Genomic DNA, 24,084 nt, shown 5'->3' on the forward strand with positions numbered 1-24,084 from the left:
GGCGGCATTGACTTGCCACCTTGCTTCACTCAGCTTCATATTCTGTAAATTGACACTCTTGATGATAAGTAATAAATCTGTATTCCCATCATTATTTTCGCTCAGTGGACTTTTCACGATACTTGCCTGCTTACCTATATTGGCGCTGATTTGGTCCGCATTACAAGGCAATAGTGAGATTTGGGAGCATTTGATTCGATATGTACTGCCTCCTACATTACTGGATACCACTTTATTATTATTGGGGGTAGGTCTACTCACGATCTTGATTGGAACAGGAAGTGCATGGCTGGTCACGGCTTATCAGTTTAGAGGACGTGCTTTTTTAAATTGGGCGCTATTACTACCATTGGCTGTCCCCACCTATATCATTGCCTATAGCTATATTGACCTGTTACATCCCATTGGCCCGATACAAAGTACGCTCGGCACTTGGTTCGGATGGGATAGACAACCTGATTGGTTTCCCAATATTCGTACCGTATGGGGATGTATTTTCTTATTAAGCTTTGTCCTGTATCCCTACGTTTATTTAAGTACCCGTGCCATGTTTCTCATGCAATCTGCCAGTTTGATTGAAGTAGCACGTAGTCTTGGCCTCAAACCGAATCAAGTTTTCACTCGCGTCGCCATTCCACTGGCTCGACCAGCCATTGCGGTAGGTGCCAGTTTAGCGCTAATGGAGACCATTAATGATATTGGTGCAACTGAGTTTTTGGGTGTAAAAACGCTGACCTTATCCATTTATTCCACATGGACCAATCAGTCCGATTTAGCCAGCGCCGCTCAAATTGCCATTTTTATGCTCATGATTATTACATTCTTGGTGATTATTGAACGGTTTGGGCGCCGTAAACAGCGCTATATGAATTCAGCACAACGTAGCAAACTCATGCCTGCTCAACCGATCACTGGTATGAAGGCATTGCTTTTGTTTGGACTTGGTTTTATTCCCGTTGCTATTGGTTTTCTCATTCCAACCAGTTATTTAGTCGCTGAATCGTATAAACGCCTACAATATGCAGGCTTTTCTCCTGAATTATTACAAGCTTCAATCAACACTTTAAGCTTGGCAAGTATTGCAACCTTCATTACAGTTCTCATCGCTTTTTTGATTGTCAGTGCCGCACGTTTTAATCAGAACACATGGTTCAGCCGTATTTCCAGCTTAGGTTATGCCATTCCTGGAACCGTCTTAGCCATTGGATTGATGCTTTCTCTGGGTGCAATTGACCATGCTGTTGCGGACTTTCTTGAGTTTCAACTGGGTATCCATACCGGATTATTATTTCTAGGCACTACTTTTACTTTAATTTATGCCTATTGTGTTCGCTTTCTCGCGATTGCGATTGGTGGCATTGAGTCCGGATACAATCGTATCCATCCTGTTTTTGATGATGCAGCAAAAAACTTGGGGCACAACCGATCCGCAACACTATGGCGAGTACATTTACCTTTATTACGCCCTGCAATGATTTCTGCTGCATTACTGATCTTTGTCGATTGTATGAAGGAATTACCCGCAACTCTCTTACTTCGACCACTGAATCTGGAGACACTGGCCACACAACTCTATGCAGAAGCATCCAGAGGAACTTATGAAGATGGTGCAATTGCCGCTTTATTGATTGTAGTGGTTGGACTCATTCCAGTCATCTTATTGGCACGTATAGGCCAATCCATCCAACAAAAATAAAATCCTTCGTTGCATCACAAAAAAAGACCTCAAATATTTGAGGTCTTTTTTAATGCCATGAGATTATAGCAATATTAATAAATGGCCATATGATCTCGATGAATCATTTCTAGCGAACGTGCTTCACCCAGTACCTGATAGACTTTTTCTGATGACAAACCTTTAATCATTTCGGCTGAACGTGAACTAAAGTTCACACGCCCCACGGCAATACGACCACCGTTTTTATCGACGCATTCAACCACATCACCACGGTCAAAATGCCCTTCAATTGCTTTAACGCCAACGGGTAACAGACTACGATGTTTCAGCTTAATCGCTTCAACCGCACCATCATCAATCACCAAACGACCCGCAGTTTGCAAATGCGCAGCCAGCCATTGCTGATGTGCAGTCACACGGTCATTGTCAGTAGTGAATAAGGTACCCAACATCTCACCCGCCATTAAGCGTGCCAACACGTTGTCGCTTTCACCACTGGCAATCAAAGTTGGACAACCTGATCGTGCTGCAAGACGTGCTGCACGGACTTTGGTGACCATGCCACCACGACCCAGCACACCGCCACCGCCTGCCATTTCAAACAGACTATCATCCAATGCACGAACAGCAGAGAACAATTTAGCATTTGGATTGCTACGCGGATCTGAGTCAAACATGCCTTGTTGGTCGGTCAGAATAATCAATAATTCCGCTTGTACTTGTCCTGCAACCATCGCCGCCAAAGTATCATTATCACCAAAGCGAATTTCATCAGTTGATACAGTGTCATTTTCATTGATGACAGGAATGACATGCCAATCAATCAGGTTTTGCAAAGCATCACAAGAGTTGAGATAACGACGACGATCAGCAAGATCATCATGTGTAAGTAACACTTGTGCCGTTTGAATACCATGTTGATCCAATACGCTAGACCAAGTATGGATCAAGCCCATTTGACCAATGGCAGCACAAGCTTGCAAACTGGGTAGATCAGTGGGTCGACTCGCAAGTTTCATGCGTACCATCCCTTCTGCCACTGCACCTGAAGACACGAGAATAATCTCATGTCCAGCATTGTGTAGATCTGCAATTTGTTTCGCCCAATGCGAAATTGCATTTAAATCTAAACCTTGCCCATTTGCAGTCAGTAAAGATGATCCGATTTTAACAACGATTCGTTTACACGCATTGAGCTGACGTTGCCCATCGACCACTTCTATCATTTTTCCCTCGGTTTACTAGTCACGAATGTAGATACTTTCTACATCGCCTTCATCCTCATCATCATCAAAGTCTTCATCATCGTCCAAGCCTGCTTCACGCTGAGCTTTACGCAGGGCACGATAGGCTTCTTTTGCTGCGATGGTTTGTTCACGTGTTTCAGCTTCAAGCTGCTCACGGAAGGCTTTCACTTCTGCTGCATATTCAGGATCTTCAAGTTCACGCTCACGTTGCTGCTCGATCTGATCCATTAAGTAATACACAACATCTTTGGTTCCTTCTGACATCAAACCAGATGTCTTAAATACAGGACCCTTCCACTGCAATTCATCAAGAATGTGCTGACACCATTCTTCTTTAGACTCTTCAGGCAATTGGTCAAGTTTGTTCAACACCAATACCACTGGAAGTTTTGCCAGTGTTGGAGAGAACTTCTCTAATTCACCTAAAATTGCGCGTGCATTATGTGCAGGATCTGAACCGTCAATTGGTTGAACATCCACAATATGCAACAGGATACGGGTACGCGCCAAATGCTTCAGGAAGCGAATCCCTAGACCAGCACCTTCAGCAGCACCTTCGATCAATCCTGGAATATCTGCCATCACAAATGAACGATGACGATCCGCATCGACCACACCAAGGTTTGGAACCATCGTGGTAAACGGATAATCAGCAACTTTTGGTTTTGCCGCGCTGACTGCACGAATAAATGTTGATTTACCCGCATTCGGCATACCCAGTAAGCCGACATCTGCCAATACTTTCAACTCTAAACGAACTTCGCGGTATTCACCTTTAATCCCATGCGTACACTTACGTGGCGAACGGTTAGTTGATGATTTAAAGTGAGTATTTCCTAAACCACCATCACCACCATGGGCAACTTTTACACGCTGACCATCAGCAATCAAGTCACCAATGATGTCGCCAGATTCAGTATCAACAATGGTTGTACCAACAGGTACTTTTAAAATAACGTCTTCACCGCCACGGCCAGAACAATTCGCACCTGAACCATTTTTACCGCGTTCTGCACGATAACGACGTGTATAACGGTAATCTACAAGTGTGCTGGTATCATCATCTGCTTGGATGTAAATACTTCCGCCACGTCCCCCATCTCCGCCATCTGGACCACCAAAAGGGACAAATTTTTCACGGCGAAAACTGGCTACGCCATTGCCACCGTCGCCAGCCTCTACGATAATGACTGCTTCATCAACAAAGCGCATGTGCCAATCCTCAAATTCTTAAAAGCGGACTATTTTGCCACATTTTAAGAAAATTCTCGAATAGAAAAATCAGCAAATTGATTTTTTTAAACTTATTCTTTGTTCAATATGTATTTTTACTATTTTTAATACTTACAAAAGACAGTGAGAACTTAATTCATCGCAAAATTAACGTCTGGCCAATAACAATGCACTGAGACTAAAGTCCCTTTTTTCTCAACATCGAGTCCAGCATATTCTTTGTTTTGCTGAAAATTAAATTTGAGTTTGGCAAAGTTCTTTTGCGCTTTAAGCGTCGATAAATCAAAGTAAAGTGTTTGATTCATTTGCTTCGCCATATTCCCATAAGAAAACTCAATTTTCTTCACTGGAACACCAAGATACTCAACATTCTTTAAGAAAAAGGTATTGCTGACGTAAGCTCGCTCCTCAACAAATTTATTTTTAATAACATAAGGCTTTATCACTTTAGCAACGCTAGGAAATTCATACAGATCATAATCATCACGGATAGCACAATCTTTTTCATAACGATCCTGCATGGCTAGCTTCAAATCATATACCGCTGCTTTTGTATAAGTTGGAACCACAACCAAACTGATTAACAAAGCCACAAAAGATTTTTTCATTTTATTTATCTCTTTTAAATGATAAAAAATGATTAACAATATAGCGTCTATGGCCTCACATTCTTCAACGGTAATTCCATCTGCATATCCAAATTGGCTTTGGTTTGCTGTACCGAGTTATACATGATCGCATCGAAAGAAGAAATATTGCTCATATTAATCGCATCATTCATATAAAAGCTTGGCTTAAATTGATGCTTCACAGGTAAATCAACTGACTCATCAAAAGCAAAATAAACCGGCCCATCAAACACAATTTTCACTGGAACGGTATACGTGCGTTTCAATTGAAATGGAATATCCAATTTGACAGGAATATCCAGGCTCAAAGGAAACTTGGGTAATAATTTATTTTGATAGATCAAATCCGTACTGGTTTCAATCGGTACCACTTCATCGACTTTCAACATGGTTTCGTAGTTGATATCCACGGTAATTGGCGTTTCTACCTCAAAACTCAGATCGGCCAAATACTTCCCTTTTAATGGCAAGTGCAAGGTTCGATCAATATTCAAAACCGTATTGAGCTGACCTTCCGATTTCACTCTTAAATGATCACCGACTTGAATCTTAGTTCCCAAAGACTCAGGCAAACGAATATCCGCTTGCTGGGCGGAAACAATCAAGGACGCCTGAATATTCAAATAGAACCAAAATAAAATCGCCACCAAAGTGGTCACGATCACAAAACTGATCAATAAGCTTTTAAGCGATTTGGTGATATCCATTACTCACCTGCTTTTAAATCATGTTGAGCGGCTGGCACTTCGACAGGTGGTGCTTTGACACGATCCAAATACATGGTCGAGAGCGGAATTTTTAACTCTCCCTGTGCAATTTTAACAGGTAAGGTATTTTTAACATCCACCGAGGCATTGAGCTCAGAGGTAATCGGAACATTCAAATTGCCTTGAATTGGAATATTGGCATTCAGTTGCGCTTTCAACGGAATATTCAAGTTTTCCTTGAGTTCGGTACGCACAGGCGCATCAAACTTTAAATGGACTTTTTGCTGTAAAGGCACTTGAATATCAATCGGCACGTCCAATTGCAATGGAATCGAACCTTTTAAGGGCAAAGTTACATCTTTACCCAGAATTTTAACCTGAACCTTGGTATCAATCGGTAGGCTTTGATTGACCTTAATGGTTTCTTTCACAGGAATCGTGGTACTGATCGGGACAACATTATCGAAATAAACCCGTGGCGTCAGTGTTTGAGTCAGTGGAACATTGAGTTGTTCATTAATTGGGATCTTGGCATCGACACGTCCATTCACATCCACATTGAGCGCATCTTTAACTTTGACCCGAACCTGTAACGGTTCTTGCAAGTCGATTGCGACATCTTGATTCTTCAATGGAATATAAATATTAAAATGCTTAAACACCCACATTGCGATGTATACACCACACAAGTTGGCAACCACAATTAAAGCAAATACCACGAACAAACGTCTGAACTGCAACAATGATCTATCCTTCGATTAATTATTTCCCTTTTCCCCTATTCTTATCGATTTTTATGTTTAATTCAGCATATATTCTGTACAGTCAATAAAAAAGCCCAGTTAAAAACTGGGCTTTTTGTTATCGCTTTGCGAACAAATTATGCATTTGTTTCAGCAGGAACTTTCGCATAGCTCACGCCACACATTTGTTCAGCAATACGTAATACTTGGCAGCTATAACCCACTTCGTTATCGTACCAAACATAAGCAGTTAAACGTGTACCAGAAGCGATTGTTGCTTGCGCATCAAAAACACCCGCTGTACGCGAACCAATAAAGTCACTTGATACAACTTCAGTAGAGTTGGTATAACCGATTTGACCTTGTAACTTCGAGTTGATCGAGATTTGACGAATGTATTCGTTCACTTCTTCACGATCAATTTCTTTCTCTAAATTCAAGTTCAGGATTGCAAGTGAAACGTTTGGAGTCGGTACACGTACCGAGTTACCTGTTAACTTGCCTTTAAGACCTGGCAATGCTTTTGCAACGGCTTTTGCAGCACCAGTTTCAGTAATCACCATGTTCAATGTTGCAGCACGACCACGACGGTCTGCTTTATGGTAGTTATCAATTAAGTTTTGGTCGTTTGTGAACGAGTGAACTGTTTCAACATGACCATTTAATACTTTGTATTTGTCGTCTAAAACTTTTAACACAGGTGTAATTGCGTTAGTTGTACAGCTTGCAGCAGAGATAATCTTGTCTTCATCTAAGATATCGCCGTTGTTCACACCAAATACAACGTTCTTCATCTCACCTTTACTTGGTGCAGTTAAGACGACACGTGCAATACCAGCACATTTCAAGTGTTGGCTTAGGCCTTCAGCATCACGCCATTTACCTGTATTGTCGATCAGAAGTGCGTTATCAATACCATAAGCGGTGTAATCCACTTCGCTTGGGCTTGATGCATAAATCACTTTAATGAATTGACCATTGGCAATGATTGCTTCGTTTTCTTCATCCACAGAAATCGTACCGTCGAAAGTACCGTGAATCGAGTCGCGACGTAATAAAGAAGCACGTTTCGCCAAGTCACCGTCAGAAGATTTACGGACTACAATTGCTTTTAAGCTTAAACCACGGCCTAAACCTGATTGGCTGATGATTAAACGTGCCAAGATACGACCGATACGACCAAAACCGTAAAGGACAACATCTTTAGGTGCAGCAGTTGCAGCATTACCTTTGATTGAAGCAACCGCTTGTGCAACAAAAGCGTCTACATCACCACCTTGATTTTTATATTCAACAGCAAGTTTACCGATATCAACTTCAGCAGAACCGATATTGTCAACTTTCATTAACGCTTCCAAAATTGGGAAGGTATTTACCACTGAAAGTTCAACATCAAGCATACGTGTGCGACGATGCGTTTTAAGAATTTGAATAACCGAACGGTTAATTAAAGAGCGTCCATAAACAGAAACAACAATATTTTTCTCACGGTATAATTGACCGATTAAGGTAATCATACGTTCCGCGATTTCTTCACGGTTTTTCCAACGACCTTGGTGTTCAGCGTGTAGGGCAACGATTGTTTCTTTGCTCACAGTTACGTCCTCTAATTTATATATACTGGGCGTGAATTTTTAAAACGCCATTATTGTAATAGAATTATCATCAAGATTGAATCAAAAGCTGTTAAACGGGCTAAGATTTTGTCCTAATTGACTATAAATTCATAAAATACCTATAATTATTTTTGTGAATTTTGGTAAAAATCTTTTCCTATCATCATAATAGCGCTGGTTTCGCTCACAGCAATAACAATTTTACTGATCATTCTGATGCTCAAATCAGCTTTTTTGCTCTTTATCGTCTAGATTTACACGTTGTGAATACTGTTTTAAATTTAATTCTAAATGTTGTTTACGCAACTTCTGCTGATATAGATGCGTCGCTCCTTCAATCACAAGGACCAAAACAGCCAACCAAATCGGGATATAAGTCAGCCATTCATCTGCACCGATTTTTTCACCGATCAATAAAGAAACCAATGCCAATAAAACAGGCTCTAGATAGCCCAGTAAACCAAAAATAATCAAAGGCAAGTAGCGGCTGGCAAGAATATAACTCCCCAAACCAATCGCACTTAATAGCCCTAGTCCAATCACCACCACAATGAGACTTGGATGCTCCAAGAATTTGAGATATGACATCTCGCCGGTTTGAATAAAGAAAATCGCAATCGGTAAAATCAACATGAGATCCCACCAAAAACCACCCAAGTGATCAGTTTGAATTTTTTTACGCAACACAAAGTAAGCAGCATAACCCAATGCAACAAAAGCAGTTTCCCAAGCAATACTGCCTAAACGCCATATTTCATGCCCAACCCCAAATACGGCGAGCAATACAGCGACATATTGGAACTTAGAAAGTTTCTCTCCGTATAAAAAACTTCCAGCCAGCACCAAAACCAAAGGTAAAAGAAAATAACCCAGGGAAACTTGCAACCCTCTGCCATGCATAGGAGCCCAGAGAAATAGCCAGAGCTGAGCAGAAGTGAGCACCGAGGTGGTCAATAAAAGCAATAATAAGCTGGGATTGGCAAGAATTCGCTTAAACACGGTTTTGATCAGGGATAAATCACCACTCAACCACATAAATAGTGTCAGAAATGGAATGGTAGCAATAATTCGCCAACCAAAGGTTTGCTCACTATCCAAAGAACCGAGGAATTGACTATAAAAATAGAGAACACCAAAAGTGACAGAAGCCAAAATTGAATAAGCAATTCCTTTAATCATTTTCAGCCTCTACTTGAAGAATATTTTAAAAAGTACGTGATTTATCCACTATATAAAATAAAAAAAACCATGCATGCATGGTTTTTCAACAAGTATAGCTGATTTAATGATGTTCAGGATAAATAACATCACCAATATCATAACCTAATGATTTCGCATAATTTAAATATTCATTAATCACTTCTTTTTTCGGGTTTGGAATACGTGAAAGCACCCATAAATATTTACGCCGCGGCTCCCCCACCAGTACAGTTTGATAATCAGCATCGAGTTTTAAAATCCAGTAATCACCACGGATTACAGGTACCCAACGCACCACTTCGGGTAAAAAACTGACACGCAATTTACTGTTAAAGGGCGCATTGGCGACAAATGCCTCACCTAGACTTTGCTGAAGATTTCCATCACTGTCATAGCATTTATTATCGACAACAATATTGCCATTTTCATTTAAGGTATAAGTTGCGGTCACGTTATAGGCGCACTTACGCTCAAAAAACATCGGTTTTCGAGCCACTTCATACCATACACCCAAATATTTATCGAGTTCGACCTTATCTACTGTTGGCAACGGTTTTGCTTGTGCATAAGCAATCGTTCCAACTGCCAATCCTGTTAAGACAGCCCCACCAATCGCAATCTTTGCAAGGCGCCAACTCGCTTTCGGGAAATTTTTAATAAAAGGCATGAGAAATCCTCAAAACAGTAATTTGTTATCAATAGTCATATAGTTAGCAATTTAAAATAGCTTACTTTGTGAACAAAAACTGTTGCGATATGTATCCCTCTTGAGGATTTCTCTCCCAGATTAAGATTGCAACATATGCGCTTTGAGACGGACAATCTCATCGCGTAATCTTGCCGCCTGCTCAAACTGGAGCTCTTTCGAGGCTTTTAACATTTCCTTTTCCAGTTTGCCAATATGCTTTGCAAACAGTTTTGGATCTGATAACAAATGTTGCTCATCCGCACTGATCGCCTGCGCTTGCTCAAGCACTTTTTCATCAATTTCATCATCAGTTAGCACTTCGCCTGTATCGATTTCCTTGATTGCTTGGCGTACCGCACTACGTGGGGTAATCCCATGTAATTCATTAAATTCAATTTGTTTATTGCGACGACGGTCTGTTTCATCAATTGCTTTACGCATCGAGTCAGTCATACGATCGGCATATAAGATTGCTTTACCTTTGACATTACGCGCCGCACGACCAATGGTTTGAATCAATGAACGCTCTGAACGCAAGAAGCCTTCTTTATCCGCATCTAGGATTGCAACCAATGACACTTCGGGCATATCCAGACCTTCACGCAGCAAGTTAATCCCGACCAATACATCATGCACACCAGTACGTAATTCGTGAATAATTTTCACACGCTCAACGGTATCGATATCCGAATGCAGATAAGCGACTTTAACGCCATATTCTTTCAAATATGAAGTTAAATCCTCAGCCATACGTTTGGTTAAAGTCGTGACCAGCACACGTTCATTCAACTGTTTACGAATATTGATTTCAGAAAGCACATCATCCACTTGGGTCAGCACTGGGCGGACTTCAATTTCAGGATCAATCAAGCCTGTTGGACGAACCACCTGTTCAACAATTTGCTCTGACTTTTCCAATTCATAATGTGCAGGTGTTGCACTAACGAAGACTGTCGTTGGAACAATTCGCTCCCACTCCTCAAATTTCATTGGACGGTTATCCAATGCACTCGGCAAGCGGAAACCATAATTGACCAAGTTTTCTTTACGTGAACGGTCACCTTTATACATCGCACCAATTTGTGGAACAGTGACATGTGACTCATCAATAATCAACAACGCATCTTCAGGGATATAATCAAACAGTGTGGGTGGTGCTTCACCTGCTCCTCGACCAGAAAGATGGCGCGAGTAGTTTTCAATCCCATTGGTATAACCCAACTGTTGCATCATCTCTAAATCATAACGTGTACGCTGTTCAATCCGCTGAGCCTCTAATAATTTGTCATGCTCTTTGAAGAATTTAAGCTGATCTTTCAACTCATCTTTGATGGTATCAATCGCACGTGTTAAATGATCTTTCGGGGTCACATAATGACTTTTTGGATAAATGGTCACGCGAGGAACTTTACGCACCAACTTTCCTGTCAGTGGGTCAAACCAGCGAATCGAATCGACCTCATCATCAAACAACTCCACCCGAATCGCATCTTTATCCGACTCAGCAGGGAAAATATCAATGATTTCTCCCCGAATGCGATAAGTACCTCGTAAAAATTCCAGTTCATTACGGGTATATTGCATTTCCACCAAACGGCGGATGATCTCATCACGACTGACGCGATCACCTTGCACGATATGCAATAGCATTTGCATATAGGCATTTGGATCACCTAAACCATAAATTGCAGAAACCGAAGCGACAATAATGGCGTCACGACGTTCTAATAAAGCACGTGTTGCCGAAAGACGCATTTGGTCAATGTGATCGTTGATCGCCGAATCTTTTTCAATAAAGGTGTCTGAAGATGGGACGTATGCCTCAGGCTGATAGTAATCGTAATAACTGACGAAATACTCCACCGCATTATTCGGGAAAAAGGCTTTAAACTCTCCATAGAGTTGCGCTGCAAGTGTCTTGTTATGGGCCATAATAATGGTTGGCCGTTGCGTTTGGGCAATCACATTGGCCATGGTATAGGTCTTACCTGACCCTGTTACACCAAGCAGTAATTGATTACGAAAACCTTGATCAATACCATTGACCAATTTCTGAATCGCCTGCGGTTGATCCCCCGCAGGTTGAAAGTTGGTGACTAACTCAAAAGGTTGGTTTTCGCTCACGAGACTTCTCTTTGCTGAATATGTGCTATTAATGGCGTCATTGGATAGAATTTACAATCTATTTTAGCGACTTTAATACGTTTTTAGATGTAACGCTTAAATTTCAATGATTATTTTCAAATTCACATATTTATTTACTTAAAAAGTACGGCTAATTTTATATTTCCAACTAAAAAGATTGAATTTTTATACAAAAGCACATTAATCTATGCGCTTCAAAAATATCAAGAACTTTATTTTTTTTTGTGAATTCAGTTAATACACAATATTTTATATTAATCGTTCCCAGCTGCCTATTTTTCATAGGTTTAGCATTTACATTTTGCCGCTTAATTTTTAAAGCTGAGATTTTTTTATTATGGATTGGTTTGGCTTACGCGATTCCCTCCATAGCACTTTTTATACAATGTTTAATGAGCAACCCGCAACTGACGATTGCTGCCCCATTCACTGCAATTCTTTATTTATTAGGTAGTTGGCTCGGTGGATATGCCATCAGCATTAAATTAAATACGTCTTTCAATCATTATATCGCTTTAACGCTCTCAGTCTTTGCCATTATTACACTGGCCTACTTTTCCTATATAAATCCGCAGATATGGCTAAGGTTGATTATTTTGAACGCCAGCTTAGGATTGATTGGCTTTATTAGCATTCCTGCGGTATTAAAATTTCTGCCTAGCAGCAAATCATTTAATCGCTGGATTTTGATTTTTTATCTGCTGAATGTTTCCTATTCTTTTTGTCGTGCCATCATTAATTTTATCTTCTTAGATAGCATTGATCGAGACCATATCATCCTCACCTCTTCAACATGGTGGTTATTGGGGATGTCAGTCAATATTATTTTAAATATTCTATTCGCAATCGTCATCAGTGGCGGCGCGGTCAAGGATGTCATTCAGCATCTCAACAATGAGCGCCTAGAAGACCCATTAACACAATTGCTTAATCGGCGAGGTTTTTTCGAAAAAAGCGAAAAGCTCGCGTTCGGCAATCACTGTTATTTCTTAGTTTGCTTAGATCTTGATCACTTTAAATCAATTAATGATACATGGGGACATTATGTGGGGGATCAGGTCTTACAAAAAGTCAGCCGAGTCATGTTACAGCACAAAAAACCAAATGATCTAATGGCACGTTTTGGTGGTGAAGAGTTTATTTGCTTAATCTCTGCCAAAGATGCGACTGAGGCACTGTTTCGAACAAAACAGCTCAAAATACGGCTTGAACAAAGTACATTTACCAACCATAAAATTAAAATGACGGCCAGTTATGGCCTCACGCAAATACATAGCTTTGATGAAATTGAACAAGGATTGCAGCGCGCAGATGATTTACTTTATCAAGCAAAAGAGAATGGACGTAATCAAATTTCGTTCGATCTAATGACCTAAACAAACACTTTAGGATTTTAACTGCCTTGAAATAAATCAGTCGATACGAAACAGGGCTTCAAAATAAAATATAAAAGAAAAGTACAAACAGCGCTTGACCCTTTGCATAATCAACTGCAACATGAACTTATACTCTATTGCAATGATAAAAATATGGCTTACCAATACCATGACGAAACAATAGTAACCGAACTCCCTGAAGATACTGTCTTTGTTTTCGGCAGTAATTTAGCAGGTATCCATGACAGTGGTGCAGCTCGTGTCGCAGCACAACACTTTGCTGCAGTCAAAGGCGTTGGACGTGGATGGGCTGGGCAGACTTTTGCGATCCCGACACTGAATGAACACCTACAACAAATGCCATTGGCTCAAATTGAGCATTATGTAGAAGACTTTAAAGTCTATGCAAAACACCATCCCAAAATGAAATATTTTTTAACCGCTTTGGGTTGCGGGATTGCAGGTTATAAAGTGTCTGAAATTGCCCCTTTATTCAAAGGGATTCATTCCAATGTGATTTTCCCCGAATCATTTCGCCCTTATATCGAAGAAGATGCTGTTTCCCAATTTCCAGACTTAACTGCTGATGCGGTTCATGCCTTTATTTCAGATGAGGTGATTTTCTACTTCGATCATGGCTATGAGTCCTTCGAAGAAGCACTTGATCAAACCAATTTAAGCCCCGCAGAAAAAGCCATTGCTTTGGTTGTTTTGAATGAAGAACTCTACCCACGTGACCGTTATGGTCGTGGTCGAGAACATGAGATTAACGATATTTTAGGCAAATTAAACGGCAAAATTTTCAATTTCCATAACAATGCAGAAGGTGCCATGACCTTTGTCAGTGTAATTATTGCATTAATGGAATTGTATGATATTGATGAATATGATTTTCTCAAACTTTGGCGCGGCGAGTTACAAATACAGCATCCTTTAAACCGCCGCCATTAACCCAAAAAAGCCAATCAACAGATTGGCTTTTTTATTAACGCTTACCCATCGAACGACGTGTACCGCGTGGAGGCATCCAAGTACGATCGGCATATTGCTCAGGTTTTGGACGAACCTGATTATGGGTTGCATCCTCAGCATCATCCTGAGCAGACGGCATTGGAAAAGGCAATTTCACCAAAGCTTTTTTGGCTTTAGGTTGTTGGGTAGTCATTGGAATTCTCTCGAAATCTAGATTTCTAGCCGCATATTGTAATAGATTTTTGCCATTTTTATAAAAATAAAATATGTAAAAAAACAGAATCCTTCTAATGCTTAAAATTTAGTAACTTTTTATACGATTCAGGCAAGTTTCAGCCACAAAGAAGTCGATTTAAGCTAAGATAAGCTGCTTTTTATTTTTTAATCCCATAAGAAGGAATAATGCCGTGGACGTACGTCTCTCTGATCGTGTCAATGCCATCAAACCGTCCCCTACACTAGCAGTCACCAACAAAGCTGCCGAGCTTAAAGCTGCTGGTAAAAACGTGATTGGTTTAGGTGCAGGCGAACCAGACTTTGATACCCCTCAACACATCAAAGATGCTGCAATTGAAGCGATTAATAAAGGCTTTACCAAATATACAGCAGTAGACGGCACTCCAAGCTTAAAAAAAGCAATTATTGCAAAACTCAAACGCGATAATAATTTAGATTATCAAGCCAACCAGATTTTGGTGTCTTGCGGTGGTAAACAAAGCTTCTTTAACTTGGCACTTGCTTTGTTAAATAAAGGCGATGAAGTGATTATCCCTGCGCCTTTCTGGGTCAGCTATCCAGATATGGTGATCATTGCTGAAGGCACACCCGTGATCGTAAAATGTGGTGAAGAACAGCGTTTCAAAATTACACCTGAACAATTAGAAGCAGCAATCACACCAAACACACGTTTAGTGGTATTGAACAGCCCATCAAACCCAACAGGCATGATCTATACCAAAGCAGAACTCGAAGCGTTGGCTGAAGTGTTACGTCGTCATCCACAAGTGTTCGTTGCTTCTGATGATATGTATGAGCCAATCCGCTGGGAAGATGAGTTCTACAACATCGCGACAGTTGCACCAGACTTATATGACCGCACTATCGTGTTAAATGGTGTTTCTAAAGCCTATGCAATGACAGGCTGGCGTATTGGTTATGCGGCTGGTCCAGCTAAAATCATCGGTGCAATGAAAAAAATCCAGTCTCAATCGACTTCGAACCCAACTTCGATTTCACAAGTTGCAGCTGAAGCAGCATTGAATGGCCCACAAGACGTATTACAGCCAATGATTGAAGCATTCAAACGCCGTCATGATTTAGTTGTGAATGGTTTAAATGATATCAATGGTATCTCTTGCTTACCTGCTGATGGGGCGTTCTATGCGTATGCAAACATTCGCCCATTAATTCGTGCCAAAGGTTTAAAATCTTGCACAGAATTCTCTGAGTGGTTACTGGAAGAAACTGGTGTTGCTGTTGTTCCGGGTGATGCGTTTGGCTTAGGCGGATTTATGCGTATCTCTTATGCAACTGCTGACGAAGTTTTAGTTGATGCTTTAGCGCGTATTAAAAAAGCTGCTGATTCAATTGAAGGCGTTGATGCCGCAATTGCATCTATCCAAGCAGAAAAAGCTGCAAAATAATTTTTGCCGCAATAAAAAAGAAGCTTCTATATGAAGCTTCTTTTTTTATCTTTATTTTTAAATTAAAAAATGATTCACCCTATTCTGAAGATTCTCCGCTAAATAGCGCGACCACCTCAGCTTCAGTCATTTTCTTGGTCACATTTTGAAAAGCATAAAACTCAGGTTTGCAATCAATATAGATTTCCAAATCAAGGTTCAAATCATGCGGTGATTCATTTAATGCAAAGGCGTTGATATTGCAATAATTCTGATCTTTAGTTCGCCAAAATAAATTGGTACCACAAGCATTGCAAAAACCTCGCTCACCCCAAGCCGATGAGTTATAAACAGAGAGATGATCTTGTTTTAAAAATTTTAAGCTGCCCTGTTTCACATCAATTGTCATAATCACGCCACTGGTCTGTCGACGACAAATTGAGCAATGACAGGCATGTACATCATGATTACTTAATTCAACTTCAAATGTGGTTTCACCACAAACACATTGTCCTTTCATTATAAATTTACCTTTTATTCAAAATTGTTATTGATGAATTATGGTTAGCATAAAACAAAGCAAGCATGCTGCAATCAATAATTTGTAAAACTTAGGATTCAGCGATGAACTGTATTGACAGTTTTTATTGGAAAGACTACGTTATACACAAGTTCCTTTTTAGAACTATATAGGAAAAAAGATGAAACACCCGAAAGAAATGAATGGACTTGAGTTTTTAACGGCAATGTGTGAAGGACACATTCCAGCAGCCAGTATTAGTGAAACGATTCCAATGCAACCTGTTGAAGTTGCGGAAGGCTTTATCAAATTTGAAATACAAGCAGATCAGCGCCATCTTAACCCGCTAGGCGGCGTTCATGGTGGTTTTGCTGCCACCGTGTTGGACTCAGTGACAGGCTGCGCTGTGCATACATTGTTAGAAGCTGGTGTCGGTTATGGCACCATTGATCTAAATATTAAAATGTGCCGCCCTATTCCTAAAAACCAAAAGCTGATTGCAATTGGTAATATCATTAATATGAGTAAGAACCTCGGCATTTCCGAAGGCAAGATTGTCGATGCTGATGGCAAACTCTATGCTCATGCCACGGCTACCTGCATGGTCATTCGCCCATAAGCCTAAATCAAAACACATGGGCTATTTCTTTATAGCCCTATGCGATGGCTTTATTGCTTTGAAAATTTTTTGGACGAATGCATAAATGGCTAAATACTGCATATTGCCAAATACTTTTCACTTGCACTGAAACAACCTTTTGCTCTGCGACAGACCAAGCCAAAGCCGTATTCGCACCTAGAAATAATTCACCACCGAGTTGGAATAAATACAGAGGCGTATGCTCACCAACAGTCAATGTATTTTTTTGTGTGAGTAGATCTTTAGCCGTTTGAATTTTCCATTTATTACCAAACCATAATTGTAATAAATCACCCAAATACAAGGCTTGCTGTTTAAACGGAAAAGTATTGATAAATGCGTGTTCCACTGGCGCATAATACTGCGCAGGGTCTTGAATAATTTCGAGATAATGCTCTTGATAAAAAGAAAAATTTGAAAAAATAGATTGAATATTGAGAATAGTCATTTCGACCTCCGGTTTAGCCATTTTAGTGCTGGCAAGTAGGGTTAAATCCACACTGTTTAGATCAATATCTAAACGCTCTTTCTCATTTGAATCTAGCAATAGCCTGCTTAAAGTTCAAGTAATTTTTGCGACTTTCTCGCAATTGTGCAAATAAAAAGCATACGACACAAAAATGAAGAAAACATGACACTTTTATCTTGACCAATTTTAAAAGCTGCCTATAATGGCACTCAGATTCTCCCATAGCTCAGTCGGTAGAGCGACGGACTGTTAATCCGCAGGTCCCTGGTTCGAGCCCAGGTGGGAGAGCCAAGATTCTAATTCTAAAAAGAAAGCCCAGATCAATGATCTGGGCTTTTTATTTTAAATGCGTAAAATATAATTAAAACGATCACTACGATTATTTTGTTCATTTCATGTTGAGTATCGTATAAATTTAAACCTCCTCTCTTACTTTAACTATAAAATAAAACTTAACGATGATGTTAAGGAAAACACATAATGAAAAAACTTCTATTCTGTTTAATATTCCTATGCAGTCCAGCAATGGCAGCCCAAACCACTTGGTATGCAGGTTCAACTTATAAAGGTACCGTGACGGTGCCCATTGAAAATGGGCCCAATGTCGTTTGGAAATGTAATGGTCGTGTATGTAGCATGTCTGGCCCTTGGGGCAATTCCCTCTCCTTAGACTCCTGTCAAAGCCTCGTATTACGTATCGGCAAGATTAGTTATTATAAAAACTCAGCGGGTGAAATTTGGAATGCGCACTCAGCAGAATTAGCGCAATGTAATCAAGTTTCACGCTAATACTCAATATTTTAGTTAAGCGATTATTATTTATACTAATTTTGCTTGACGTACTTGCATTTAAGCCCTAAAATTCGCTCCAGATTCTCCCATAGCTCAGTCGGTAGAGCGACGGACTGTTAATCCGCAGGTCCCTGGTTCGAGCCCAGGTGGGAGAGCCAAGATTCTAATTCTAAAAAGCTAAAAAGCCCACTCTTAATTGAGTGGGTTTTTTATTTGCTCTTTGATAAATACATGTTTGAATCGAATCACTTCTTATTTCTAACGATTGGCTTCGTTAGTACAGCGATATTGCTGTTTAGCTGCCTACGCCCTTTCTTTCCAAAGCAAAAGTTCTTTGCTCGCCCCGTCATTACCTCATTCGAATCACGAATGTTTGTACGATTGCAACAGGCCTTTCCTCAACATCATGTACTTGCACAAGTTGCCTTTAGTGCGTTGATTACCAGTGATCATTACAAGATCCGCAGTAAATTTAATCGCAAAGTGACCGACTTTGTGGTTTTAGATCAAGAGATGAATGTACTGGCGATTATTGAGTTAGATGACCCAAGCCATGTCGGTAAGGAATTAGAAGATAAAAAACGTGATCAGATGCTGCAAGAAGCAGGCTATTTGGTACAGCGCTATACGCAAATTCCATCTGTAAAACAATTACAGATGGATATTCGATAATAAATCGCTCTCAGATAAATTACTCAGCCTGAGTGTTTGGTTCAGCTTGTTTTTGTTGTTCAAACTTTTTTGCAATTTCAGCATGTTGCTGATCATATTTTTTCTTGGTTTGCGCATCACTTCTTGCCGCAAGAAAAGCCATACCCACAATAAAAATTGGAATTAATAATCCAAGCCCCATCAATAACCAAGGAACAGATCTTTTTTCAACAGGTTGCTGGCTCATAACGACTTCAAACTCAAACGGCATCAATTTTAAGATGCGTAACAATATAACAAAAAAGAGCCTCTATAAAGAGACTCTTTTTAAAAGTAAATTTCTTCTAAATAAGCAAAGAAATCTTAGAATTTACCAGTACAGTGCGGGCTTTGACTCGCATCTTTCTGCGCATCAGTCAGTACAATGCCAGTACCCGCAGACATATTGGTTTGAATAAAATCTACCGCTTGAGCATTTTTGCATATGATCGCTTGTGTATGCGTCGCATTAGGCACAATCGTTAACTCATAACCTTTGTCATAATTCGCTTGCGGGAAGAACTTCAAAGCATTTACTTTCATATTTGCAAATAAACCCTGTGTCACTACAGGTAATACCGCTTGATCTTTTTCACCTTGGATAATAAACACTGGCGTTTTAATTACTTTTGCCGCTGTCGCATTGGTTGCAGGCTGGGTATCTGCTAAAAAGTTTTTAACAACTTGATCATTCTTAAATTTATTCAGATCAATACCGTACTGTGCAATTTGATGTGTAGGATCAGCCAAGAAAGCTAAGATTCCAGCTTTAAACTTTTCTTGCAAGCCATTTGCACTATCTGGTGCTGGATAGCTTAAACATGCCCCATCATCCCCTGTACGCCCATGAGCTAATTCTGCAATATCAGCCGCTCCCGAGGTAAAGATTGTCTTCAGATCATAGTTTGGTTGCTGTGCTTTAATCCCAGCACTAGCTAAGGCAGCATATGCTAACAACTCAGCATAACCATCTGCAATTTCCTCAATTTTTGCTTGGCCTTGTGCTGGTGTGAGTATGTTATTCGCTACTGCATAACGTACTTGTAGTAAATTCTCATCCAATTTATTTACAGCTTTAGGCTTTCCATCCGTATCAAGATTAAATTGTGGATCAATATAAATCTGAATAATTGTTCCCAAACTTGATGCAGGTGCACCTGCCACTGCGCCTTTATAGCTTGCATCGGTATTTGCAAACTCTGCTGTACCTAAGGATGCATGTCCACCTTGTGATTGACCAATCGACATCCAATCACCCTTCAACTGAGTACCATAATGATCTTTTGCCGCTTTGACCGCAGCAAGTGCAGATTTTGCTTCACTACTCAAATTAAGATATGGATGAACACCAGGTGTACCCAAGCCCTCATAGTCTGGTGCTATAACAACATACCCCGCTGCCAACAACGTATCTGCAAGAATTCTAAAACGCGGATTAATTACATTTTTACTTGGTGCGCAGCCATCACCTACCCCAACAGTTCCATGCTCCCACACCACAACTCGATAACCATCCTTAGGTTGAGTTGCTTTCGGGAACAATACCATCGCTGTTGCCGTTGCAGTTTTTCCTTGGACATTTGCCATGTTATACGTCATGACTTTAATAGATGAAGCATTATCAACTTGATCAATCGCATAATTACTTTCAGAAAGATAAGTTTTTTCCGTATTTACCCCAGTGTAATTATCATCATTGTCATTACATGCGGTTAAAAATAATGCCGAAATAGAGAATGTTATTGCTAATGCAATTTTAGACCGTTTCATAAAATATCCTTTTAGTCCTTGTTTTATTTTAAGCATGAAACTACATGCCACATTATTAAGGCATAAAAAAAGTGCCCTGCATAGGACACTTTTCAACTATTCAGTCAATTTAAAATATGAATTCTAAAAAAATTCCAATAAAAATAATCAGTCCCACCCAGCGATTGTGACGGAATGCCCAAAAACAGATTTGTGGGTCACGATCTTTGGTTTTAACCGCTTGATAGATAAAATCTCCTGCAACAATCAAAAGTGCAGCCAACCCAAATGGGAGTAACAGATTTTCCAGATATAAAGCCCCACCAATCAAGATCAGGCTTAAAAGCTGTAACAAACCGATAATTTGGATATCGTAACGACCAAATAAAATCGCTGTCGATTTCACGCCAATCTTCAAATCATATTCACGATCAGTAATTGCATATTGGGTATCATAAGCCACTGTCCATGCCAAATTGCCGAAATATAAAAGCCAGCAGGTTAAATCCAAGGGTTTCCCCATTGCCGTAAAAGACATTGGAATTCCCCATGAAAATGCCATGCCCAAAACCACTTGTGGTAAGTGAGTATAGCGTTTCATAAAGGGATAAATAAACGCCAGCACCAACCCTGCCAAAGCGCAATAAAAGGTCGCAATAGGTAGAAAAAATAAGGTACAAGCACTAGCAGCAACTAAACCCAAAAAAACATATACCGCTTCGCGTGGACGAATCACACCTGTCGCTAATGGACGTGTTTTGGTACGCTCTACATGAGCATCGACTTTGCGATCGGCAAAGTCATTGATCGCACAACCTGCTGCACGCATAAAAATAGTGCCCAAGACCATCGCAATGAGAATCTGCAAGGGCGGTAAACCACCAGCAGCAATCCATAGCGCCCACATGGTTGGCCAAAAGACCAGTTCTGTGCCAATCGGTTTATCAAAGCGGCATAAATAATAATAGGCTTCTAAACGTTGCCGCCATGTTGTGTGTTGCACTGTTTCCATGATGAATCCTTAGAGTCAATGCTGTCGAATAAACTGTTCAAATGCAGGGAGAAAGGTCTCCTGCACGATAAATTTGCAACCATGCCAAGTATAACAACTTTGTCTGGTCCACCCTTCTTCAAGATAAATCACTCTTCTTTCACAGGCAGGATTGGTTCGTTGAAATAAAAACCAACCAATAGGCTTATTACGAATATGCCGAAATAAACGTGCTTTCTTATGTAAGCTTAAAATTGGAAAGATACTTTTTGCTTTAACCCAAGCTTCTGTTTCACTGCCATAAAGATTGGTTTCACGTACCCAGGCAATATGGTGTGCTGGCATTTGCATCCACTGGCTATCGTTGAAAGTGAGTCGTTGAAAATGCTCTTTTGTCCGTTCAACATGAAACTCCCCCCCACCCAAATCAGTCAATTGCTGAGTGAGGGAACCAGATGCATACAACCATTTTTTTAATTCAGCTGGGATCTCTCGTCCCTTAATTCTGTTTGGTCGTAAATTTCGCATGCTTGGCTCACTAAAAACATCATTAGGGTCTGCTGATACTTCAGCCATGCATTGCGTTATAGGCTAAAACCACACAAACAAGGCATGGAACGTAGACAATGGCGATACCCTTGTCAAGTTTCATAACGAAGTTTGGGGAGGTTTTAGACATAACCCTTCGGGACAGGGTCATTTTTTGATGTTACAACGTTAGCCCGTATTCATTTAGAAGCACTAAATTTCATACGACCTGCCTTGTAACATCTAAAAAATGTCCTCTGTCGCAATGAGAGCTGTAGCTCGCAAGGTGAAGTGCCAGCAGACCCTATGAGTGTACATGAATTTCTTTAGAAAAAGCGCATGAGTTTCAATTGAATCAAAAACATAAAAAAAGCTCGCCGAAGCGAGCTTTTTCAATCTGTATGTATTACAGGCTGTAGTACATATCAAATTCAACTGGGTGAGTCGTCGTGTTAAGACGGCGTACATCTTCAGTTTTAAGTTCGATATATGCATCAAGCATTTCTTTAGTGAATACACCACCTTTCAACAGGAACTCATGATCCGCTTCAAGAGCAGCAATCGCCATTTCCAAGTTGTGCGCAACTGTTGGGATTTTTGCTTCTTCTTCAGGAGGAAGATCATATAAGTTCTTGTCAGCAGCTTCACCTGGATGGATCTTGTTTTGAATACCGTCAAGACCAGCCATCAACAATGCCGCAAAACCTAAGTACGGGTTCATTAATGGATCAGGGAAACGTGCTTCGATACGCTTGCCTTTAGGGCTAGAAACGTAAGGAATACGGATAGAAGCCGAACGGTTACGTGCTGAGTAAGCAAGCATAATTGGTGCTTCGTAGTGTGGAACCAAACGCTTATAAGAGTTTGTACCTGGGTTAGTAATCGCATTCAACGCACGCGCGTGTTTGATTACACCACCGATGAAGAACAATGCCATTTCTGATAAACCAGCATATTCATCACCAGCAAACAAGTTCTTGCCATCTTTAGAGATTGACATATGAACGTGCATACCAGAACCGTTATCACCAACCATTGGCTTAGGCATGAATGTCGCTGTTTTGCCATATTGATGCGCAACGTTCCAAACTGCATATTTGAACTGCTGAACTTCGTCCGCTTTACGAACTAAAGTATTAAAGCTCACACCAATTTCTAATTGGCAAGATGCAACTTCGTGGTGATGTACTTCTACACGACCAGGGCCCATGATGTCTTCGATACGTGCACACATTTCAGCACGCATATCTTGATGAGAGTCAACTGGAGGAACTGGGAAGTAACCGCCTTTAACACGTGGACGGTGACCTGAGTTACCTGCTTCGTAGTCTTTACCTGTAGACCAAGCAGCTTCTTCAGCGATCAATGTGTGGCGCGCGCCAGACATGTCGATGTCCCATTTTACTTCGTCAAAAACAAAGAATTCTGGTTCTGGACCAAAGAATGCTGTATCACCAATACCTGTAGATTTTAAATATTCTTCAGCACGACGAGCAATTGAACGTGGGTCACGCTCGTAACCTTGACCAGTTGAAGGCTCGATAACGTCACAAGTTACAACAACTGTAGGCTCAGCAAAGAACGGGTCAAGAAAACCTGTTTCAGCATCTGGACGTAAGATCATGTCAGAAGCTTCAATGCCTTTCCAACCAGCAATTGAAGAACCATCAAACATTTTACCGTCTTCAAATGTATCTTCATCAATGGTATCAGCTGGGTAAGTTACGTGCTGCTCTTTACCCTTAGTATCAGTAAAGCGAAAATCGACCCATTTTGCGCCACTTTCTTTGATGAGTTGAAGGACCTTGTTCGCCATGCTCATTTGCTCCAATGAAGTTTTTATGCACTT

At 40.4% G+C, this 24,084-nt stretch carries 24 protein-coding genes and 2 tRNA genes; 9 read left to right on the forward strand and 17 right to left on the reverse strand.

Features of this window, described 5'->3' with window-relative positions; translation table 11 throughout:
• The first annotated feature begins 61 nt into the window (after window positions 1–61).
• Complete coding sequence (locus NG55_RS08715) at window positions 62–1,696, forward strand: ABC transporter permease (protein WP_065343021.1); 1,635 nt, start codon at window positions 62–64, stop codon at window positions 1,694–1,696.
• A gap of 74 nt (window positions 1,697–1,770) precedes the next feature.
• Here the strand turns inward: NG55_RS08715 and proB are convergent, their stop codons facing one another.
• The 9 genes from proB to uvrB form a co-directional block, all read right to left on the reverse strand.
• On the reverse strand, window positions 1,771–2,904 hold the full coding sequence (gene proB / locus NG55_RS08720; RefSeq protein WP_016540511.1) for a glutamate 5-kinase: 1,134 nt from the start codon (window positions 2,902–2,904) through the stop codon (window positions 1,771–1,773).
• 15 nt (window positions 2,905–2,919) lie between these two features.
• Window positions 2,920–4,137: an Obg family GTPase CgtA gene (gene cgtA, locus NG55_RS08725; protein WP_016540510.1), complete on the reverse strand. Its 1,218-nt coding sequence runs from the start codon at window positions 4,135–4,137 to the stop codon at window positions 2,920–2,922.
• Between the two features lie 152 nt (window positions 4,138–4,289).
• On the reverse strand, window positions 4,290–4,766 hold the full coding sequence (locus NG55_RS08730) for a hypothetical protein (protein WP_065343022.1): 477 nt from the start codon (window positions 4,764–4,766) through the stop codon (window positions 4,290–4,292).
• A gap of 47 nt (window positions 4,767–4,813) precedes the next feature.
• A complete protein-coding gene (locus NG55_RS08735) occupies window positions 4,814–5,494 on the reverse strand; it encodes a hypothetical protein (RefSeq protein ID WP_016540508.1) in 681 nt (226 codons plus the stop codon).
• Entirely contained in the window at window positions 5,494–6,237 is a 744-nt protein-coding gene (locus NG55_RS08740) for a hypothetical protein (RefSeq protein WP_016660381.1), read from the reverse strand. The genes NG55_RS08735 and NG55_RS08740 overlap by 1 nt, the downstream gene beginning before the upstream one ends.
• A gap of 137 nt (window positions 6,238–6,374) precedes the next feature.
• On the reverse strand, window positions 6,375–7,832 hold the full coding sequence (locus tag NG55_RS08745; protein ID WP_005243229.1) for a glyceraldehyde-3-phosphate dehydrogenase: 1,458 nt from the start codon (window positions 7,830–7,832) through the stop codon (window positions 6,375–6,377).
• Between the two features lie 246 nt (window positions 7,833–8,078).
• Complete coding sequence (rarD, locus tag NG55_RS08750) at window positions 8,079–9,032, reverse strand: EamA family transporter RarD (protein ID WP_065343023.1); 954 nt, start codon at window positions 9,030–9,032, stop codon at window positions 8,079–8,081.
• 103 nt (window positions 9,033–9,135) lie between these two features.
• The gene (locus tag NG55_RS08755) at window positions 9,136–9,720 is read right to left on the reverse strand and encodes a lipocalin family protein (RefSeq protein WP_016540504.1); all 585 of its coding nucleotides are present in this window, start codon (window positions 9,718–9,720) and stop codon (window positions 9,136–9,138) included.
• Window positions 9,721–9,840: 120 nt separating this feature from the next.
• Window positions 9,841–11,865, reverse strand: a complete 2,025-nt coding sequence (gene uvrB / locus NG55_RS08760) for an excinuclease ABC subunit UvrB (RefSeq protein WP_023270183.1) — start codon at window positions 11,863–11,865, stop codon at window positions 9,841–9,843.
• A 413-nt stretch (window positions 11,866–12,278) separates the two neighbouring features.
• Between uvrB and NG55_RS08765 the strand changes: the two genes are divergently transcribed.
• A complete protein-coding gene (locus tag NG55_RS08765; protein ID WP_081408977.1) occupies window positions 12,279–13,262 on the forward strand; it encodes a GGDEF domain-containing protein in 984 nt (327 codons plus the stop codon).
• A gap of 153 nt (window positions 13,263–13,415) precedes the next feature.
• A complete protein-coding gene (locus NG55_RS08770; protein WP_065343024.1) occupies window positions 13,416–14,213 on the forward strand; it encodes an A1S_2505 family phage non-structural protein in 798 nt (265 codons plus the stop codon).
• 34 nt (window positions 14,214–14,247) lie between these two features.
• Here NG55_RS08770 and NG55_RS08775 read toward each other — a convergent pair whose 3' ends face one another.
• Window positions 14,248–14,427 (reverse strand): hypothetical protein, encoded by a 180-nt coding sequence (locus NG55_RS08775; protein WP_016540500.1) that lies wholly within the window; start codon window positions 14,425–14,427, stop codon window positions 14,248–14,250.
• A gap of 214 nt (window positions 14,428–14,641) precedes the next feature.
• On the opposite strand from NG55_RS08775, the gene NG55_RS08780 reads away from it, so the two are divergent.
• Window positions 14,642–15,877 (forward strand): pyridoxal phosphate-dependent aminotransferase, encoded by a 1,236-nt coding sequence (locus NG55_RS08780; protein ID WP_004652675.1) that lies wholly within the window; start codon window positions 14,642–14,644, stop codon window positions 15,875–15,877.
• A 79-nt stretch (window positions 15,878–15,956) separates the two neighbouring features.
• Here NG55_RS08780 and NG55_RS08785 read toward each other — a convergent pair whose 3' ends face one another.
• Window positions 15,957–16,376 carry a GFA family protein gene (locus NG55_RS08785; RefSeq protein ID WP_016540499.1) on the reverse strand — a complete coding sequence of 140 codons (420 nt, stop codon included), beginning with the start codon at window positions 16,374–16,376 and terminating at the stop codon, window positions 15,957–15,959.
• Between the two features lie 181 nt (window positions 16,377–16,557).
• On the opposite strand from NG55_RS08785, the gene NG55_RS08790 reads away from it, so the two are divergent.
• Window positions 16,558–16,995 carry a PaaI family thioesterase gene (locus NG55_RS08790; protein ID WP_065343025.1) on the forward strand — a complete coding sequence of 146 codons (438 nt, stop codon included), beginning with the start codon at window positions 16,558–16,560 and terminating at the stop codon, window positions 16,993–16,995.
• A 37-nt stretch (window positions 16,996–17,032) separates the two neighbouring features.
• Here NG55_RS08790 and NG55_RS08795 read toward each other — a convergent pair whose 3' ends face one another.
• On the reverse strand, window positions 17,033–17,464 hold the full coding sequence (locus NG55_RS08795) for a hypothetical protein (protein WP_065343069.1): 432 nt from the start codon (window positions 17,462–17,464) through the stop codon (window positions 17,033–17,035).
• A 236-nt stretch (window positions 17,465–17,700) separates the two neighbouring features.
• Here NG55_RS08795 and NG55_RS08800 point away from each other — a divergent pair.
• From NG55_RS08800 to NG55_RS08815, 4 genes are all read left to right on the forward strand, one after another.
• Window positions 17,701–17,776: transfer RNA gene (locus NG55_RS08800), tRNA-Asn, on the forward strand.
• A 189-nt stretch (window positions 17,777–17,965) separates the two neighbouring features.
• Window positions 17,966–18,274 (forward strand): DUF8200 family protein, encoded by a 309-nt coding sequence (locus tag NG55_RS08805; protein WP_065343026.1) that lies wholly within the window; start codon window positions 17,966–17,968, stop codon window positions 18,272–18,274.
• 85 nt (window positions 18,275–18,359) lie between these two features.
• Window positions 18,360–18,435 (forward strand) — tRNA-Asn (locus NG55_RS08810).
• Window positions 18,436–18,508: 73 nt separating this feature from the next.
• Entirely contained in the window at window positions 18,509–18,949 is a 441-nt protein-coding gene (locus tag NG55_RS08815; RefSeq protein ID WP_016540495.1) for a DUF2726 domain-containing protein, read from the forward strand.
• Between the two features lie 19 nt (window positions 18,950–18,968).
• Here NG55_RS08815 and NG55_RS08820 read toward each other — a convergent pair whose 3' ends face one another.
• From NG55_RS08820 to glnA, 5 genes are all read right to left on the reverse strand, one after another.
• Window positions 18,969–19,175, reverse strand: coding sequence for a hypothetical protein (locus tag NG55_RS08820; RefSeq protein ID WP_065343027.1), 207 nt, complete (start codon window positions 19,173–19,175; stop codon window positions 18,969–18,971).
• A gap of 116 nt (window positions 19,176–19,291) precedes the next feature.
• Window positions 19,292–20,737 carry an alpha/beta hydrolase gene (locus NG55_RS08825; RefSeq protein WP_065343028.1) on the reverse strand — a complete coding sequence of 482 codons (1,446 nt, stop codon included), beginning with the start codon at window positions 20,735–20,737 and terminating at the stop codon, window positions 19,292–19,294.
• A 109-nt stretch (window positions 20,738–20,846) separates the two neighbouring features.
• Window positions 20,847–21,728, reverse strand: coding sequence for a 4-hydroxybenzoate octaprenyltransferase (ubiA, locus tag NG55_RS08830; RefSeq protein ID WP_016540492.1), 882 nt, complete (start codon window positions 21,726–21,728; stop codon window positions 20,847–20,849).
• Window positions 21,729–21,743: 15 nt separating this feature from the next.
• Window positions 21,744–22,235: a chorismate--pyruvate lyase family protein gene (locus NG55_RS08835; protein WP_016660385.1), complete on the reverse strand. Its 492-nt coding sequence runs from the start codon at window positions 22,233–22,235 to the stop codon at window positions 21,744–21,746.
• Window positions 22,236–22,641: 406 nt separating this feature from the next.
• A complete protein-coding gene (glnA, locus tag NG55_RS08840) occupies window positions 22,642–24,057 on the reverse strand; it encodes a type I glutamate--ammonia ligase (RefSeq protein WP_171057879.1) in 1,416 nt (471 codons plus the stop codon).
• Between the last annotated feature and the right edge of the window lie 27 nt (window positions 24,058–24,084).

This window comes from Acinetobacter gyllenbergii, assembly GCF_001682515.1.
Lineage (GTDB): Bacteria > Pseudomonadota > Gammaproteobacteria > Pseudomonadales > Moraxellaceae > Acinetobacter > Acinetobacter gyllenbergii.

What these genes read in the sequence shown, in the direction of transcription:
- NG55_RS08715 (WP_065343021.1), top strand. Translation starts at nt 62, where the DNA reads ATGATAAGTAATAAATCTGTATTCCCATCATTATTTTCGCTCAGTGGA.
- proB (WP_016540511.1), bottom strand. Translation starts at nt 2,904, where the DNA reads ATGATAGAAGTGGTCGATGGGCAACGTCAGCTCAATGCGTGTAAACGA.
- cgtA (WP_016540510.1), bottom strand. Translation starts at nt 4,137, where the DNA reads ATGCGCTTTGTTGATGAAGCAGTCATTATCGTAGAGGCTGGCGACGGT.
- NG55_RS08730 (WP_065343022.1), bottom strand. Translation starts at nt 4,766, where the DNA reads ATGAAAAAATCTTTTGTGGCTTTGTTAATCAGTTTGGTTGTGGTTCCA.
- NG55_RS08735 (WP_016540508.1), bottom strand. Translation starts at nt 5,494, where the DNA reads ATGGATATCACCAAATCGCTTAAAAGCTTATTGATCAGTTTTGTGATC.
- rarD (WP_065343023.1), bottom strand. Translation starts at nt 9,032, where the DNA reads ATGATTAAAGGAATTGCTTATTCAATTTTGGCTTCTGTCACTTTTGGT.
- NG55_RS08755 (WP_016540504.1), bottom strand. Translation starts at nt 9,720, where the DNA reads ATGCCTTTTATTAAAAATTTCCCGAAAGCGAGTTGGCGCCTTGCAAAG.
- NG55_RS08765 (WP_081408977.1), top strand. Translation starts at nt 12,279, where the DNA reads ATGAGCAACCCGCAACTGACGATTGCTGCCCCATTCACTGCAATTCTT.
- NG55_RS08770 (WP_065343024.1), top strand. Translation starts at nt 13,416, where the DNA reads ATGGCTTACCAATACCATGACGAAACAATAGTAACCGAACTCCCTGAA.
- NG55_RS08775 (WP_016540500.1), bottom strand. Translation starts at nt 14,427, where the DNA reads ATGACTACCCAACAACCTAAAGCCAAAAAAGCTTTGGTGAAATTGCCT.
- NG55_RS08785 (WP_016540499.1), bottom strand. Translation starts at nt 16,376, where the DNA reads ATGAAAGGACAATGTGTTTGTGGTGAAACCACATTTGAAGTTGAATTA.
- NG55_RS08790 (WP_065343025.1), top strand. Translation starts at nt 16,558, where the DNA reads ATGAAACACCCGAAAGAAATGAATGGACTTGAGTTTTTAACGGCAATG.
- NG55_RS08795 (WP_065343069.1), bottom strand. Translation starts at nt 17,464, where the DNA reads ATGACTATTCTCAATATTCAATCTATTTTTTCAAATTTTTCTTTTTAT.
- NG55_RS08805 (WP_065343026.1), top strand. Translation starts at nt 17,966, where the DNA reads ATGAAAAAACTTCTATTCTGTTTAATATTCCTATGCAGTCCAGCAATG.
- NG55_RS08815 (WP_016540495.1), top strand. Translation starts at nt 18,509, where the DNA reads ATGTTTGAATCGAATCACTTCTTATTTCTAACGATTGGCTTCGTTAGT.
- NG55_RS08820 (WP_065343027.1), bottom strand. Translation starts at nt 19,175, where the DNA reads ATGAGCCAGCAACCTGTTGAAAAAAGATCTGTTCCTTGGTTATTGATG.
- NG55_RS08825 (WP_065343028.1), bottom strand. Translation starts at nt 20,737, where the DNA reads ATGAAACGGTCTAAAATTGCATTAGCAATAACATTCTCTATTTCGGCA.
- ubiA (WP_016540492.1), bottom strand. Translation starts at nt 21,728, where the DNA reads ATGGAAACAGTGCAACACACAACATGGCGGCAACGTTTAGAAGCCTAT.
- NG55_RS08835 (WP_016660385.1), bottom strand. Translation starts at nt 22,235, where the DNA reads ATGCGAAATTTACGACCAAACAGAATTAAGGGACGAGAGATCCCAGCT.
- glnA (WP_171057879.1), bottom strand. Translation starts at nt 24,057, where the DNA reads ATGAGCATGGCGAACAAGGTCCTTCAACTCATCAAAGAAAGTGGCGCA.